We start from the raw sequence: 15,657 nt of genomic DNA, 5'->3' as shown, positions 1-15,657 counted from the left end.
TGTATGTTGTAAATTTATATTACATAACTAAATCTAAATAATTTTAGTATTTTTTAAACACAAGTGTTGAATTATGCCCTCCAAATCCAAAAGAATTTGACAAGGCAAAATTAATATCTGCACTTCTTCCAACGTTAGGAACATAATCAAGATCACACTCAGGGTCTTTAGTATTATAATTAATAGTTGGAGGTAAAAATCCGTCTTTTAATGCCAGGGTTGTAATAATTGCCTCAATTGCCCCTGAAGCACCAAGTAAATGCCCTGTCATAGATTTAGTAGAACTAATGGGAATGCTCTTAGCTTGCTCACCAAAGGTCCTTTTAATAGCTAAAGTTTCCATTTTATCATTATATACTGTAGATGTTCCATGAGCATTTACATATCCTATGTCCTCAGTACTAATTCTTGAATTTTGAATAGCTTTTAACATACATCTTGCCGCTCCTTCACCCTCAGGATTTGGAGCAACTATATCATATGCATCATTAGTGCAACCATATCCAACTATTTCTCCTAATATATTAGCTTCTCTTCTTAAGGCATGTTCAAGTTCTTCCAATACTAAAATACCAGCACCTTCACCCATTACAAAACCATCTCTTTCAGCATCAAAGGGTCTACTGGCATTGCTCGGATTATTAGATTTAGACATAGCTCTCATTGCACAAAAACCTGAAAATACCAAAGGAGTTATAACTGCCTCTGCACCACCGGTTATCATTATCTTGGCTTCCTCATTACGTATGATCTTAAAAGCATTTCCAATAGCATTGGTACCTGTAGCACAAGCTGAAACAACACATTCATTGTAACCCTTCGCACCATACCTTATTGCAATTTCACTGGATGCCATATTAGGAATAATCATTGGAATGGAAAAAGGGGTTATTCTGCCTGATCCTCGTTTGCACAATGTGTCATATTGTTTTTCAATTACTTCCATGCCTCCAATTCCTGATCCAACTATAACTCCCATCTCATATTTATCAACTTTTTCTACATCTAGCTTTGAGTTCTCAATGGCCATTTGAGATGCCGCAATAGCAAACTGCATAAAACGACTAGCCTTTCTAATTTCCTTTCTATTCATAAAATCCATTGGATCAAAATTCTTTATTTCCGCAGCTACTTTTGTTGGCATATCAGTAACATCAATGCTTGATACATAATCAATTGCCGATTTACCTTCCTTTATTGAATTCCAAAATTTTCTTATGTCTGAACCCAAAGGTGAAACTACACCTACACCAGTTATTACCACTCTCTTCATAATAAGGCTCCCCCTTTAATTGCATAGGTTTTCAATGGCTATAAAACCCAATACTTGGATATAAATAAATGTAATATTGCCCTTTAAATGTTTATATGAATAAAAAGTATACTTTTAAACCTAAAATATATTGAAAATGTATATGGGTTTAAATTGGGTTTGTAATTATTGAAATGACATACATTAATTATACTTGGATATAATTGTACATTGTGTTACTTTAATGTTAATTTTTATATTATTACTATTATAACTAAAACTATAATATTTTTCTATATTTTTTTAAAATATAAAAAATCAATTAAACATCTGCTAAAATTTGATATAATATTACATATAAATAGAAAATACTTGACAAAATCAGTCACCCACTAAAAGTGGGTGACTGAAATAAATTATGTACTTAAAAATACTATGAATAAATATCAGAAAATTCAATATTTACCATTTCGATCTTACTATTTTGTTGTCTATTTTTAGAAATATTATTTAAATTTGATATGGTTTTGGCAGGAAGTTCTATATTAAATTTACTGCCTTTACCTAATTTACTTTCCACTCTTATTTTACCACCGTGTAACTCAACAATCGACTTTACAAGACATAGTCCAATACCACTACCTTCAGCATTACGAGCAAAGGATTTATCAACTTGTTTGAATCTTTCAAAAATAATATTCAAACAATCCTTGGCAATTCCTATACCATTATCCTTTACTGATATTTCAACAGTATCATCTTTATCAAATACATCCACATAAATTTCATCCCCTGGCTCAGAAAACTTAATAGCGTTAGAAATAAGGTTAAGAATGATTCTCTCAATTTTATCAGTGTCACAAGCAATAATCTTTTCTTCTGAATTTGTGTCAAAAATAATCCTCATTCCTTTACTCTGAACATATTCTGATACTGATTGGACAATATCTTCAACAATATATACTATATTTTCATTAGATAAATTTAATTCAAAAAAACCTGACTCTATCTTAGACAAGTCTACTATATTACTTATAAGCTTTGTTAGCCTATAACAATTTTGTCTTGTACTATAGATAATTTTCCTAATCTTATCCTTATTATCTCCTAAAGAATTATTTTTCAAATATAATTCAAATAGTTGAGACGAACTAAAAATCACATTTAGGGGAGTTTTAAGTTCATGTGTTATATTAGCTAAGAATTCCTCCTGCATCTTGAGGTTTTCTTCAACATGAAGCTTATCTTTTATTTCCTTAGTTACATCTATTATAATTACAACAATTTCAGTAATTTCACCATTAATTCCTACTATAGGCTGATAAATTTTTTGAACAAACATTTCTTTTCCAGAAGCCACTATACTTCTATATTTTATATAGGACGTTTCCTTTTTCTCTAGTACATTTCGAATATGTTTGAGAACGCTGACTTTATCACAGTCAGGCATAATTTCCGTATAATTCTGTCCTTTAAGAGAAGATATGGACTTTATTTCTGGTTTTAATCCCTTTAAAAAATTATAAGCCTTTTGATTAATATCTGTAATCTTAAAATCTGGATATGATAATCTTAAAACAGGTAAATCAAGGTTGTCTATCATGCTATTTAAAAAATTATATTGGGTTTTTATTAATAAATCTTCTTCATGTTTTATCTTTCCAGTAACATCACGACAGCATAATATTCCTGCAATAAAATTACCTTCATTGTCATATATTGGAGTACCATTTACATCAGCATAAATAACACTATCATTAATTTTCATAACCATTCTATATCCTAATAGTTTTTCACCCTTTATTACCCTTTTAGCTGGAAGATTTTCATAAGTAATTAATTGTTTATTTACATCAAAATATCTATATTGTTTAAGAGAATCTCCTATTTTATTTACATTTATAGATTCAATTAAAAAAGTATCTCTGGCTGACTTATTAAATGTAGTATAGCTACCATTTTTATCGAAAATCATTAAACTATCAGACATATTTTCAATAATTGTATCTAACTCCTCCTTTTGCTGTTTAATAATTTTTTCTTTCTTCACTAAATCTGTTATATCGTGCGTACATGTTACAGCCATAGATACATTACCGTCCTTATTGAAAATGGGAGAAGTGCTAGTTTCAACAAATATTTCTTTATCAGATTGTTTAAGTAGTAACCTCTTATTTTTTACTGTTTTACCTTTAAGCGCAACCATCGATGGCAATTCTTCAAATGGAATTATATTTCCTTCTAAATCATAATAAGTAATTGTTTTATAAATATCTTTTATATACATTTCTTTACCACACTTATAAACAATTTTTTTGGCCATATCATTTATAGGAATTACTCTGCCATCTTTATATACAATAAACATGCCATCAGACATATTTTTAATAATTGCTTCTAATTCTTCCTTTTGTTGTTCAATAATTTTAGCTTGTTCTTCACTGTTTTTTCTTGATAATGTTTTTTCTGTTACATCTTCTACAATTGAAATAATATATTTTACTTTCCCCTCTTCTATAACAGATATTATATTATTGTCAACATAATAATTCCCCCAATTTTTTGTTTGTATTTTTATTTCTTTACCATAAAAAGATTCTCCTGTATTAACAACATTCATCCATACTTCTTTGGTTTTACTATCTTCCCATATATGTACAAATTCACTTATTTTTTTACCTACAGTAATTTCTTTTTTGTCATAAAATTTACCTAATAAATCTAAATAGAGTTGATTTGCTGTAAGAAGTATTAAGTTAGATGCATTATAGATTCCTATACCAACTTTATTATCTGATAAAAGTTTATTAATAACATGAAATTTATTTTCAATCCGTGAATTTACTTTTTCTTTAAAAAAATACATTTTTTCATTTTCATGCTCTAAAGGTTTACATAAAATAGCAATTTCTCTTGCTTCACATGATTTAGTAAACATATAACAATTGTAATCACTTTCAATATTATCAATACATATTTGAGAGTTAAGTCTTAACATAAAACTTATTTCATAAAGTGATTTTCCTATCAATTCATCCTTTGAATAACCAGTGAGTTTTATAAACTCATTATTGATTCCAATAATTATACTGTTTTTACTCTGTAAAAATGGTACTTCAATCTTTTTCTTCAAAGTATATTTCATGACTATCTCCCCCTGCTTTTATACTATATACTTTATTTATACGTAGTAATAATCTATCATATTTTATCTAAAAATATTTTATCATATTGTATTTTATTTTAATATATTTATTATATTTGTTAATACGACAATATTATTATATTTTTTCATAAATAACTAAAAAATGTTAATTACTTGTAAGTAATATTAATGTATGTATTAAAATTATTTAACAAATAATTAAACAATAATAAAAATAAAAGAACATCCAATCCAATAATTGAACGTTCTTTATTTTACGCAGAATATAACGGATTTTTATTCGCTGCTATCCCCTCTAATGCTCACATATTATTCAAGTGGAAGTAAAAAGTACTAAGTGCCTTAATAACGATTTCTAAGTATTATAAATATCGCTACTTAGAAATCTGTTTATGCTACTTACTTTACTAACGGTGACACAAAGCCTTAAGAACGCATAATATAGAATAAGAGTTTAAAAAATAGTGGAGGAATAAAATGATAAAATTTCAAGCTTTTCATGGCGTTATTACTTCAATTAATGAATTTTTAATAGATGAAACTGGAGAAGGAGCAGGATGCTATAAATTAATATCTGTACAAGACAGATATGGAACTTTGGTAAATTTCGTGGTAGCACCATCTACTTACTTTGTAGACCATGAAATGGTAGCAGTAGGAGATATGGTAATTGGATTTTATGATGCTAATGCAGCTACTCCTTTCATTTTTCCACCACAATTTCAAGCAATTGTTATGGCCAAAGATACGCAATTTCGAAATGTAAAAGTGGATTATTTTAATAGTGAGCTAATTAGCAGCGATAATACATTAAAATTAAACATTGCCCCATATACACAGATATTACTAGAAAATGGGCAATCATTTACCAGAAATCCTGCAAACCGAAATCTAATTGTTACCTATGGCGCTGTCACAATGAGTATACCTGCTCAAACCACTCCACATAAAATTATTGTTATGTGCTGAAAATTTAAATCTTCATTTACTTATTTTTCCCATATTAAACTTTGGCTATCTTTCAAATCTAATAAGTTTTTATTAGTTTCTAAAAATCAACACCATCCGTAAAACGGATGGTGTTAGCTCCATAGGGACATATTACTTGTAGTGCTACTAGCACACTGAACAGCTTGATAACCACATTTCTTCACTGGCTGCACCTAAAAGGTGCTTTATTTTTTGCCTTTCTTTATTATCTCACTGGTACGAATCAATATTTTACTTTGCAAAAAGATGAGCCTCCCAAATAAGGGAGGCGTAGAATTTTACTGCCAAAAACAGGTATACCAATTCCATAATTCATAATACTTAATGTAATAGTTAGGGCAAGAGAACTTAAAAACCAAATAATAGCCTTCGTTTTCATATAATAACTGCATATTCCAAGTGAAATCCCAATAATTCCGTTAGTACATAAAAAAAATAGTCCTTCATGTGTGCTAAAAAGCATAACAATCATACTTGCTACAAAATATGATAAAACACCAACTTTAGGATTTATCCTTGAAACAATATAAATAGGCACTGCACTAAATATAGTGAGAAATACAAATATTTCGGAAAAGAAAGTAGGTATTAATTGAAATAAAGCCGCTATAGCTGCAAAAAATGCTCCAATTACAACAGTTTTGGTATCAATCATTATATTCCTCCAATAATTTAATTCTTAATATGAATGCATTATATATTATATGATTTTAAACTATTTTCTGTTACAGCTATTATTTACATTTTTTAGCTTAATAGGGTTTAATAGTTTATTTAGTACAAATCATGGTGCAGATGTTAGAGGCAGCAGACCTATTGATAATTCTCCAGATGAGTTCCAACTAATTATGCCTGGATTTTTGTATAATAATTATTATTTTAGGTATAATATAAATCTTAGTTGCTCTTTGTAAACTGAATATATATGGTTGTAGGGAGAATACGAAAATGCGATAACCAAGCTATGCCTTCCCTACGTAAAATATTCAAGGCTCGTATACAGAGCATTATCGTACAGTACCTTGGTGCAAGGGGATTTCAAGCCCGTGGAGAGTGTAGGTTACGAACTCTAGGAATCAGGAAGCTCTTACTTCTTTAAGTTAGAGTAGTTCACATACTTATTAAATATAACCTTTCATGTTTTAAATTCCTCTAAAGTGTAAATCCTATCTTTATAACATCATTTTAAGGAGGCAGCAATATGAGTAATAGAAAAGATGCTTTGGTTCCAGGAGCAGAAAAAAAACTAGATAAATTTAAAGAAGAAGTAGCACAGGAGCTAAAAATAGATATTCCTCAAGGTAATAAAGACAAACTATGGGGCAAAATCCCTGCGGAAAAATGTGGTGAAGTCGGAGGCAGTATGATAAAGAAAATGGTTGAAAACTATGAAAAAAGTTTAGTAAATAAAAAATAGGAGATGAAACAACCGCTTCATCTTCTGTAATTGGTATTCTTACATATATTTTACTTCTTTTCTTACATTATGTATTAGATTGCTTTGAAATATTCTTAAGCATTAACCATAAAAATCCCAAACAAACAATTGTAAATATACTGAAAACAATAATCATCGGCATGTTATTGGAAGATGTTTTTTCCATGGAAACAGACATTAAGCATATAATATTGATATTAGTAATTATACCAAAAACGGTCATCATTGGCGCTAAAAGATATCCAAGTGTTTTCTTTTTAATAAGCATTACAGCAGATATAAACATCAATGGCAAATAAAAAGAAAAGTCTAAAGCGTGAACTGGATTTGTAAGCAAACCACCGCTATTAATGCTCTCTGGTACTGTATTGGTGAAAACCCCAGGCAGTGATTGAGAAAGCCATAATAAAACGAATATAACAGCTATAATTAATAAGAAATTTCCTATTGCCTTAGTTGGCACTTTTTCAGTAAACCAATTTCTAAAGTCTTCTTTAAAATTATTAATGGAGAAATAAATTACTGAATAAATTGATAAACCTAATATTAAACAATAAACGTGAAATAAAAAGTTAAAATGAACAGCAAAGCAGTATATAACATAAGAATAAATATTTGTAATCATTGTCCCAATCCATATAATTTTAGCAATTTTATTTCCATTTGAAGCATAAAAAGAAGATACTAGCAAAATTGGCACTACAAAAAAAAGATTTGAAATGTCCTGTCCAATAGTTTGTGACAGCCAATCTATAGTTTCTCTTGAATATAAATCTTGGTACCAAATTCCTATGCCACTGCATATTGCAATAAGGATAACTATTGGAACAGTAAAATATAATAAGATTTTATCAGCTTTAGTTTGATAATTGATGTCAGTCATATTTTATATCTCCTCACTTTTCTTGTATAACTCACTAATGTTCGACAACATTTTCTCCATTACTCTTCTTGCCATTTCTATTTCGTCTTTATTCATATCTTTAAATAATGCTTGAATAAAGATATCGCCCTCCCCTCTCAGTTTTTCCCAAAATTCAAAACTAGCCTTTGATAACTTAAGTCTGATTGCGCGAGAATCCCTTTTATCTCTTTCTAGAATTAATAATCCCTTTTGTTCCAACTTTAAAGCTACCTGCTTGACGTTTTGGTGAGAACTCCCCATTTCCCTTGCAGCTTCTTTTATAGTAGGTGGCTTATCAAATAAATTGTCTATAATAATTGATAAAAACCATTGTTTTGTTGTAATATCAAACTTTTTAAATTCCCTTCCAAGTAAAGTATCCATCCTGTTTGCAGCTACAAAAATAGCCCCAAACAAATACTGTTGATCAGTCATCAATTCAAGTTTATTCATAATTATCACCTATTCATAATAATTAAGGTAATACATTACCTATATAGATAATATATTACCTTTTTTCTGAAATGTCAATGCTTTAATCTTATATACATCCTCCAAAGTCATTTATCATTAAGTTCTTTAATAAAATCACTTCTTCTTTTTCAATTTTTCTTCTGCTTTTTTTATATTCTCAGCAACTCTAAATTTAACTATCTTACTTATTAATTCATAAGGCAGTGGCTTTTTTATAGGAAATTGTACTGCTCCCTTTGATGTTTTATATTCCAATAATTCATGTTTAAATGCATCAATTCCACTGGAAGTTGGATAAAATCCTATATGATTTCTATATGCAGCAAAATATACTAAATTTCCATGTAACGCAAAAGCAGGCATTTGATAACTTATCTTTTCCTCTGCATCTGGTGCAGACTCTTTTATAACTTTTCTTAAATTTTTAAGTATTTCCTGAACTTCAGGAGGAAAATTTGAAATATATTCATCAATTGACTTGTAGGTAATTTTATTTCCTTTCATAATTTTTCCTTTCACAAAGCCTTATAAGCTCTTCTTTTCTATTTTTTTATTAGTATTATTACTTTCATCCACTATTTTTAAATATTTTTTTCTAAAAACCTCTCTAGAATTCCAACATCAATGCCATTATCAATATATCCCTGCCTTATAATTTCGTAATATCTTTTTCTTGGTTTTTCTATAGACTTGCCATTCATGATATAAACCATAGCTTCTACTTCTCCACCATTGAGAATAGCTACTATGTTTTCCTTTCTATAAAGCTCAGGATAATCTTCATATTTATCAAGAGCCTTTTCATCAGAAGATTCTATCTTCCATATAACCACCGGTACTTCTTTATTTTCATCAGGCTCAATTGTTGCATAGGCATTGCCTTTGTTCCCTCTAAAAACTAGATTCCAACCAATTATACTACCTACTCCTTTTACCTTTGCCCCTTTACATCTATACGTCATTTGCTCAAGATTCATATTGCTTCCATAAGCTATATAAAGTTTGCTCATTGAAAACTTCTCCTACTTCTTTTTAAATATTTATTTTAGATTAATATCATCTCCAGATATATAGTAACAAAATGCTTGGCTGCATTCTACCATTTTAGTGATGAAATTATTTAATTTTTCTGAAAAATAGTGTATAGTTAAGATAATTAGTAGTACATTATTCAATATAAAAAATATTAATTCTCATCCAGCAATATTTTCTATAAGTGGTCAATTTAGTTACTGAAAATATTTTTTAAATTGGCTGATACAACTACTAAAATAATTATAAGGGGAGGATTACTATGAAAATTTCATCACCATTTAAAATGTTTTTTTTAACGGTTGTTACATTGTTTATTTTTACGGCATGTTCAAATAGCCCAGCACCTAATAAACCCATTACCCAAGATTCCTCTTCATCAAAAATTATTCAAGTGAAAATTACTAATTTTAGCTTTGATCCTCAAACTTTAACTATCCACAAAGGTGATACCGTTATGTGGACTAATATGGATTCAGCACCTCATACAGTTACTGGTAAGGACTTTAAAAGCGCTACTTTAAATAAGAATGATACCTTCAAATTTACTTTTAATAGCACAGGTAATTTTGATTATGTTTGTTCATTTCACTCAGAAATGAAAGGTACTGTTATTGTTAAATAGCGGCAATATAATAAGTTATAAATAAAATGAGCACCTTCTACTTGTTAAATATATTGAAAAATAAAAATTGACGTGTGTAGTAATCAGATACAGATATACTATACACGCTAGAATACATGGTGTCAGGCCCATAGTAGATGACTGAAAGCCAGCTATTTGCTGACCATTCCAATCATCTACTATCTTGTTTAGAAAGGAATTTTTATTTTTCATCCATTTCATTCTATATTTCATTTAAATATCATAATCCTCAAATAGCTGCATACTGATTATCAAAAACAAACATATATTAACAAAACAGATTTTCTCTTCATTGAAGACAAATTACTAAATGGCATAAGAATTATAAACTATTAAACAAACCTGCCTTATCAATCTTTCCACTTGAATTCAATTTTAAATCTCTGACTATTTTTATTTTCTTTGGCTGTAAATATGGTTCTAAATTTTTTTTACAATATTCCTTGATATCTTTAATAGTCAAACTATTACTTTTTGACAAAATTACTGCGTATATTTCCTCTCCTTTTACTGGATGCTTTATACCAAATACTACTGATTTTGATATTTCAGGATGATTATCCAATACTTTTTCTATATTATAAGGAAGTATTTTTACTCCACCCTTGTTTATGGTATTGTTTTCCCTGCCTAAAACATACAAATTCCCTTCATTATCTATTCTTCCTATATCACCAACTGAAGCTTTAGGTCTGAAATCTGCAGCTATATATGGACTTTCTGCCCATATTAAATTATCTTCTATCCAAAATTTCACCTTTGGAAATGCCTTGCCTACACTATCTACTTTATCATTCTTTCTAAAATCCATATAGGCCACATGCCCCAATTCACTGGCACCATAATATTCGTAAATATGTGCATTAGGAAATTTTTCTTTCAGTAAGTCGACAGTTTCAGAATCAATCTTATCCCCGGCACTTAATAATGAATTCACATTAGAAAGATTAGTTTTCAGTTCTTTTAATAATATTCTATAATGGGCTGGTACCATAAATATACTAGTAATATTATTTTGTTCTATTTCCCTAATCCATGTTTTCGGATAAATACTTTTAGAAAATACTATGCTTCCACCTTCATTTAAGATGTGCATGGCGCTATTGAGATTTGCAGTATAAGAAAGAGAACCTGCCAAAAAAAGTACATCCTTGTAACTTATATTAAATACTTCACTTTGATATCTAAAAGCACTTGTCCAGCTCCTATGATCTCTCCATATAACTTTATTATGCCCTGTAGTTCCAGAACTTAGAGCACCAAGAAAAATATCTGACTCTTCAATATGTGGAATTGTAAAGCCTCCTTTTTTCTCAATTGGATTAAAGGTAAATTTATCATCTATTATACAGCATTGGTTTACCTTCTCTGTAATTTTATTAATTTTTAGTGGTGATAGTTTTTCATTTACCGGAACAGAAATTAAACCTGCTCTAGAACAGGCTAATAAATTAATTATTGTATTCACTGGATTTGCATTTTTTATTATTACCTTTTCGCCTCTGGTATATTTACTTACTAAAAATATCGCCCTTTCATCAATGTACTTTACAAGCTCCCCATAAGTAACAGCTGTGTTACGAAAATTCATACACACTTTATTTAGATTTTTTTCTGCATTTTCATATATCCCCGAAAAAATTAACATTTTATACTAATCACACCTTTCTATCATAGTTGCTACACCAAGACCACCAGCTGCACCCAATGTTGCCAGTCCTATTTTTTTATTTTTGTCATTAAGCGCCTCTAAAAGGTGAAGCATTATAATAGCACCAGAAGCTCCATAAGGATGACCATAAGCTAAAGCTCCTCCAAATACATTAACTTTTTCTTTCGGTAAATTAAAATATTTTAAGAAAGCTAATACCTTTACTGCAAAGGCTTCATTTATTTCTATTAAATCTATATTATCTATATTTAAATTATGGGATTTTAATAGTTTTTCTGAAGCTGAAATTGCTCCAAGAGGAAATAGATTAGGATCAACACCATCACTATCTCCCCCAATCCATAGAGCTTTGGGCTTTAAATTATATTTTTTTACTGCTTCTTCCGATGCCATAACGATAAGAGCTGCTCCATCATGAGTAAGACATGCATTCGCTGCAGTTACTTTACCCTGTTTATTTAAAATTGGTAAGGCTCTTTTCATAAGTTTTAAAGAAGGGTTTTCTCTAATGTTCTCATCTTCCATAATTAAATTTTTATCAGTTTTTATAGGAACTATAATATCTTTAAGTTTATTTTCATTTCTGCCTTTTAATGCTTTTATGTGGCTTTCTACTGCCCAAATATCCATAGCTTCTCTTTCAATAGTGCAGTATTTTGCTGAATTTTCTGCTCCTTCTATCATGTCAGGATCTCCAATAGAATAAGGAGAAAATTGAGCTCTTTTATAAAATACATCTTTCCCTCTATATCTTTTATCCCTTGGATTATATTGTTTGTTAGGTGCTAAGCTTGTACTTTCTGCTCCACCAACAATAATAAGATCTTTTTCCCCGGATTTTATTAAACTTGCCGCCAGATTTATAGCTTTCAAACTGGAGCCACATTGAAAATCTATAGTTGTTCCAGATATCTTAAATGGCAACCCTGCTTCCAGCAAACTCAATCTTGCTAAATTTCCCCCTGGACCAACAGCATTTCCAAGAATAACTTCTTCTATGGCATCTTTAGGAAGATTATATTTATATACAAGTGCTTTAATTAAATAAGCTGCTAACTGTTCGGGAAGAAAATCCTTTAGGCATCCATTGGTTTTACCTATTGGTGTCCTTAAACCTCCAACCATATAAACTTTTTTACATGTAGAATTAAAGCTATACATATTAATGCCTTTTCAACTCCTTATTTAACCTGACTGAAATTAATATAGCTGCTATTGATTTCAATAAATCTCCAGGTAAAAATGGAAGAGATCCAATTACAAAAGCCTTTTTTATACCAATCTGTGTAATAAACCCCAACCAAGCTATTCCCAAGAAATGGACTACCACTATTCCACCTAACAGGCAAGATAAGAACATATTTATCATGGATTTGTTTTTTCGTGTTAGAACGCTTATCATAACTGCACCTATTAAGTATCCAATTAGATATCCTCCTGATTTACCTACAACAATTCCTAGTCCAGCTCTTCCTCCTGAAAATACTGGAAGACCAGCACAGCCCATAAATAAGAAAATCAGCATACTAAGACCTGCTTGAATTGGTGTCAAAACACAGCCTGCAATCATTACTGCCAATGATTGTCCTGTTATAGGAATTGGACTAAATGGTAGTGGAATGACAACATAGCCTAAAACTGAAGTAATTGCTGCTAATAACGCTGAATAAATAATATCTCTTATATTTAATTTTTTACGCAACTTAATTTCTCCTCTCCGCTCTATCCAATAAAATTTAATTTAAAACATATTTTATTATCTGTTATTCCAAATAAGTTTTCAGAATCTTGCCAGTATAAAAATATATCACTACCTGCTATTACCGGCATAATATAAGTTATCTCACAATTATACATATACCTGTTTATTAAAGCTAAATAATCCTCCAATAGCAAAAGTATTAGCATAGCCTGTACAATCGGCTTATCTCCTTTATGTATATAATTGTGATCACCGCTTAAATCACAAAATCTCTCCACTTCATTCTTAGTTATAACTCTAAAAAACGTCTTATTGTTATGATACACACAGTCCTTTTTTAAATCATAATAATTTTCTTTGTTCACATTTTTATTTTTTTTAATTAGAGTTGTCCTAAGCTTTAGAAGCTTTTTATTATCACTATTTACTTCACAATTGCAAATTAAATAGGACATAGACTGAAGTCTTCTTGATTTTTCAACAACAGACTTAAATTGAATTTTCTCTCTAAAATTTAATGTGTTAACTTTTACAATTTGTTTAGCAATAAAATATCCTTCATTCACTTTATTTGAAGGTTCATGTATTGCTTTTATCAAAAGCGTTACAGGAGTAATATCTATTTTCCAATCATACTTCAGAGAAAAAGTTTCTTTATAAATTTTATAATCTAAATTACTATTAATATTCTCTTCTATACTTCATCCCTCCAATCCGTAAATGATTCTAAAAATTTTTCATACGAAATATATGATATGTCAAACGTATAATATTGTCAACTATATATTAAAAATAAGTTGACAATATGTATAGTTATAAAATTTAATCTTTTGTATGATAACTAGTTTAGTGATATAATTGTATATTGTTATTAAGTAATGACTAAATAAAAAATGTAAAGTGAGAATAATAAAATGAGAAATGAAAAATTAGAAAAAACAATAGTTAAAATGAATAATGATATTGCCGCTATTAATATCGCTAAGAAATACTTATCAAATGTAGAAGAAATAAATGAGGTAAGAGATAGTTTAAATAACAAGAAACAATTATTATCCAATGAACTATATACTGAGGACCATAAAAGTTATTCAGAATGTCGTGAAGTTATAGAAGAATTGTTAGATAAAGAGTTAGGAAAAGAAGAACAAGTAAAATTACTTGAAATGATAAAAGAAATGTTTGGAAGGCAAGCGCCAAATGTGAGCAAAAAAAGTAACGGCCTTAATGCATGGTTAAAAGAGCTTAACATTGAATATAGTTGGATTAATGACGAAGAAACTGATTGGGATAAATTAGTTATAACTGGATTCGGATTATATAAACAAAACTAAACTAAAACAAAGCGGGACTGCACTTAGGCTGTGTAAGCAAAAATCTAAGTACAGTCCCATTCTCATGAATAGTCTAAATTTGGTGCAAGGTTAGAGACTTGAACCTGTCGTCTTCGACACACGCCCCTCAAGGTGGCGTTATGTTATGGTACTTTTTATGAAACTTAACTAACAAAAAACATTAACCCCTTTAAAAATTAAATGTTCTTCATAGAATCTATAAATTACTAAATAAAGAGAAAATTAAAAGTCCTTGTATAGTAGTTATTACATTAAATTCCTTTAATGATATTATTAATTGTCCAAGATACATTACCATATTTTAAGGACACAAGATTAAGTGATACATTATTTTTAATTTTTATAATAGTTTATATTAGTAACTTCTATTGTAAGGAATTAATTTAGAGAATGCTTATAGATTGTATAGTGGAAATTTATTTATAGCTTATTGTGGTTTAATCATAATATAAGAATATTTCTCCTTATTAAAATATCTTCTTCTTGATAAGGTATATATTAATACTATTATTGAAAATATGACATTTCCGTAAAAAAGTTGGTGTTTATATTGTTGAGACAAACCAATGCTTACCACTAAAAAATATACAGTGTAAGTTATCATAAACCAATATCCCCATTTTTCAAGTCTCAAATATCCATAAGCCATTAATAAAGATAGTATTATCACTAACCCTCTGATTACATTTTCTGGAACATTAGGCACACCAAATCTTACTGCAATGCCAAATTGTTGAGTAGCATTTGTAAATAATGTTGATATTAAAACAATTGCACCAAATATATAAAAATATCCAATTAATGTTATACCTAAAGGTCTTTTTTTACCCACACATATTCCTCCTCGTATTACAATATTCTGCTATTACATCATTTTAGAAAATTGCGAATTAAATATATTTTTGATTGCTTTTTATAACTATTTTATCATTTTTAATGATATCTCTATTTACATTACCCAACGGAACCATTGTTTTTGGCAAGTAAAATTTCAAGCGTTCCGGAACTTAATTTTTCAAGCACCCC

16 protein-coding genes are annotated in these 15,657 nt (G+C 29.2%); 4 read left to right on the top strand and 12 right to left on the bottom strand.

Going from position 1 to position 15,657, the window contains the following annotated elements; genetic code table 11:
* Nucleotides 1-43 precede the first annotated feature (43 nt).
* A complete protein-coding gene (gene fabF, locus ABF633_RS14810) occupies nucleotides 44-1,276 on the bottom strand; it encodes a beta-ketoacyl-ACP synthase II (protein ID WP_415524684.1) in 1,233 nt (410 codons plus the stop codon).
* Between the two features lie 409 nt (nucleotides 1,277-1,685).
* Nucleotides 1,686-4,397: a PAS domain S-box protein gene (locus ABF633_RS14805; protein WP_415524663.1), complete on the bottom strand. Its 2,712-nt coding sequence runs from the start codon at nucleotides 4,395-4,397 to the stop codon at nucleotides 1,686-1,688.
* 498 nt (nucleotides 4,398-4,895) lie between these two features.
* On the opposite strand from ABF633_RS14805, the gene ABF633_RS14800 reads away from it, so the two are divergent.
* On the top strand, nucleotides 4,896-5,387 hold the full coding sequence (locus ABF633_RS14800; protein ID WP_415524662.1) for a hypothetical protein: 492 nt from the start codon (nucleotides 4,896-4,898) through the stop codon (nucleotides 5,385-5,387).
* Nucleotides 5,388-5,631: 244 nt separating this feature from the next.
* On the opposite strand, the gene ABF633_RS14795 is transcribed toward ABF633_RS14800, so the two are convergent.
* On the bottom strand, nucleotides 5,632-6,063 hold the full coding sequence (locus ABF633_RS14795) for a hypothetical protein (protein WP_415524661.1): 432 nt from the start codon (nucleotides 6,061-6,063) through the stop codon (nucleotides 5,632-5,634).
* A 546-nt stretch (nucleotides 6,064-6,609) separates the two neighbouring features.
* Here ABF633_RS14795 and ABF633_RS14790 point away from each other — a divergent pair.
* Nucleotides 6,610-6,825, top strand: coding sequence for an alpha/beta-type small acid-soluble spore protein (locus tag ABF633_RS14790; protein WP_415524660.1), 216 nt, complete (start codon nucleotides 6,610-6,612; stop codon nucleotides 6,823-6,825).
* A 67-nt stretch (nucleotides 6,826-6,892) separates the two neighbouring features.
* Here the strand turns inward: ABF633_RS14790 and ABF633_RS14785 are convergent, their stop codons facing one another.
* From ABF633_RS14785 to ABF633_RS14770, 4 genes are all read right to left on the bottom strand, one after another.
* The gene (locus tag ABF633_RS14785; protein ID WP_415524659.1) at nucleotides 6,893-7,729 is read right to left on the bottom strand and encodes a hypothetical protein; all 837 of its coding nucleotides are present in this window, start codon (nucleotides 7,727-7,729) and stop codon (nucleotides 6,893-6,895) included.
* 3 nt (nucleotides 7,730-7,732) lie between these two features.
* The gene (locus ABF633_RS14780; RefSeq protein WP_415524658.1) at nucleotides 7,733-8,203 is read right to left on the bottom strand and encodes a MarR family winged helix-turn-helix transcriptional regulator; all 471 of its coding nucleotides are present in this window, start codon (nucleotides 8,201-8,203) and stop codon (nucleotides 7,733-7,735) included.
* A 135-nt stretch (nucleotides 8,204-8,338) separates the two neighbouring features.
* Nucleotides 8,339-8,728, bottom strand: a complete 390-nt coding sequence (locus ABF633_RS14775; RefSeq protein ID WP_415524657.1) for an iron chaperone — start codon at nucleotides 8,726-8,728, stop codon at nucleotides 8,339-8,341.
* 77 nt (nucleotides 8,729-8,805) lie between these two features.
* On the bottom strand, nucleotides 8,806-9,234 hold the full coding sequence (locus ABF633_RS14770; protein WP_415524656.1) for a gamma-glutamylcyclotransferase family protein: 429 nt from the start codon (nucleotides 9,232-9,234) through the stop codon (nucleotides 8,806-8,808).
* 284 nt (nucleotides 9,235-9,518) lie between these two features.
* Here ABF633_RS14770 and ABF633_RS14765 point away from each other — a divergent pair, with 284 nt between their 5' ends.
* A complete protein-coding gene (locus ABF633_RS14765; RefSeq protein WP_415524655.1) occupies nucleotides 9,519-9,881 on the top strand; it encodes a cupredoxin family copper-binding protein in 363 nt (120 codons plus the stop codon).
* 343 nt (nucleotides 9,882-10,224) lie between these two features.
* Here ABF633_RS14765 and ABF633_RS14760 read toward each other — a convergent pair whose 3' ends face one another.
* Genes ABF633_RS14760 through ABF633_RS14745 form a run of 4 tightly spaced genes read right to left on the bottom strand, consistent with a single transcriptional unit; the run spans nucleotide 10,225 to nucleotide 13,875 of the window.
* Entirely contained in the window at nucleotides 10,225-11,550 is a 1,326-nt protein-coding gene (locus tag ABF633_RS14760; RefSeq protein ID WP_415524654.1) for an AMP-binding protein, read from the bottom strand.
* Nucleotides 11,551-11,556: 6 nt separating this feature from the next.
* Nucleotides 11,557-12,735, bottom strand: a complete 1,179-nt coding sequence (locus ABF633_RS14755) for a thiolase family protein (RefSeq protein ID WP_415524653.1) — start codon at nucleotides 12,733-12,735, stop codon at nucleotides 11,557-11,559.
* Nucleotide 12,736: 1 nt separating this feature from the next.
* Nucleotides 12,737-13,276: a biotin transporter BioY gene (locus tag ABF633_RS14750; RefSeq protein WP_415524652.1), complete on the bottom strand. Its 540-nt coding sequence runs from the start codon at nucleotides 13,274-13,276 to the stop codon at nucleotides 12,737-12,739.
* Nucleotides 13,277-13,296: 20 nt separating this feature from the next.
* A complete protein-coding gene (locus ABF633_RS14745; RefSeq protein ID WP_415524651.1) occupies nucleotides 13,297-13,875 on the bottom strand; it encodes a hypothetical protein in 579 nt (192 codons plus the stop codon).
* A gap of 315 nt (nucleotides 13,876-14,190) precedes the next feature.
* Here ABF633_RS14745 and ABF633_RS14740 point away from each other — a divergent pair, with 315 nt between their 5' ends.
* Nucleotides 14,191-14,610 (top strand): hypothetical protein, encoded by a 420-nt coding sequence (locus ABF633_RS14740; RefSeq protein WP_415524650.1) that lies wholly within the window; start codon nucleotides 14,191-14,193, stop codon nucleotides 14,608-14,610.
* Between the two features lie 448 nt (nucleotides 14,611-15,058).
* On the opposite strand, the gene ABF633_RS14735 is transcribed toward ABF633_RS14740, so the two are convergent.
* Entirely contained in the window at nucleotides 15,059-15,463 is a 405-nt protein-coding gene (locus ABF633_RS14735; protein WP_415524649.1) for a hypothetical protein, read from the bottom strand.
* Nucleotides 15,464-15,657: the final 194 nt, after the last annotated feature.

It is taken from the genome of Clostridium sp., assembly GCF_047718555.1.
Taxonomy (GTDB): Bacteria; Bacillota; Clostridia; order Clostridiales; family Clostridiaceae; genus Clostridium_I.
Note: the sequence above shows the minus strand (reverse complement) of the source record. Positions and strands in the feature narration are given on the sequence as shown.

Bases quoted from the DNA above. Each gene is read 5' to 3' on its own strand.
- ABF633_RS14805 (WP_415524663.1), bottom strand. From the start codon at position 4,397: ATGAAATATACTTTGAAGAAAAAGATTGAAGTACCATTTTTACAGAGT.
- ABF633_RS14800 (WP_415524662.1), top strand. From the start codon at position 4,896: ATGATAAAATTTCAAGCTTTTCATGGCGTTATTACTTCAATTAATGAA.
- ABF633_RS14795 (WP_415524661.1), bottom strand. From the start codon at position 6,063: ATGATTGATACCAAAACTGTTGTAATTGGAGCATTTTTTGCAGCTATA.
- ABF633_RS14790 (WP_415524660.1), top strand. From the start codon at position 6,610: ATGAGTAATAGAAAAGATGCTTTGGTTCCAGGAGCAGAAAAAAAACTA.
- ABF633_RS14785 (WP_415524659.1), bottom strand. From the start codon at position 7,729: ATGACTGACATCAATTATCAAACTAAAGCTGATAAAATCTTATTATAT.
- ABF633_RS14780 (WP_415524658.1), bottom strand. From the start codon at position 8,203: ATGAATAAACTTGAATTGATGACTGATCAACAGTATTTGTTTGGGGCT.
- ABF633_RS14775 (WP_415524657.1), bottom strand. From the start codon at position 8,728: ATGAAAGGAAATAAAATTACCTACAAGTCAATTGATGAATATATTTCA.
- ABF633_RS14770 (WP_415524656.1), bottom strand. From the start codon at position 9,234: ATGAGCAAACTTTATATAGCTTATGGAAGCAATATGAATCTTGAGCAA.
- ABF633_RS14765 (WP_415524655.1), top strand. From the start codon at position 9,519: ATGAAAATTTCATCACCATTTAAAATGTTTTTTTTAACGGTTGTTACA.
- ABF633_RS14760 (WP_415524654.1), bottom strand. From the start codon at position 11,550: ATGTTAATTTTTTCGGGGATATATGAAAATGCAGAAAAAAATCTAAAT.
- ABF633_RS14755 (WP_415524653.1), bottom strand. From the start codon at position 12,735: ATGTATAGCTTTAATTCTACATGTAAAAAAGTTTATATGGTTGGAGGT.
- ABF633_RS14740 (WP_415524650.1), top strand. From the start codon at position 14,191: ATGAGAAATGAAAAATTAGAAAAAACAATAGTTAAAATGAATAATGAT.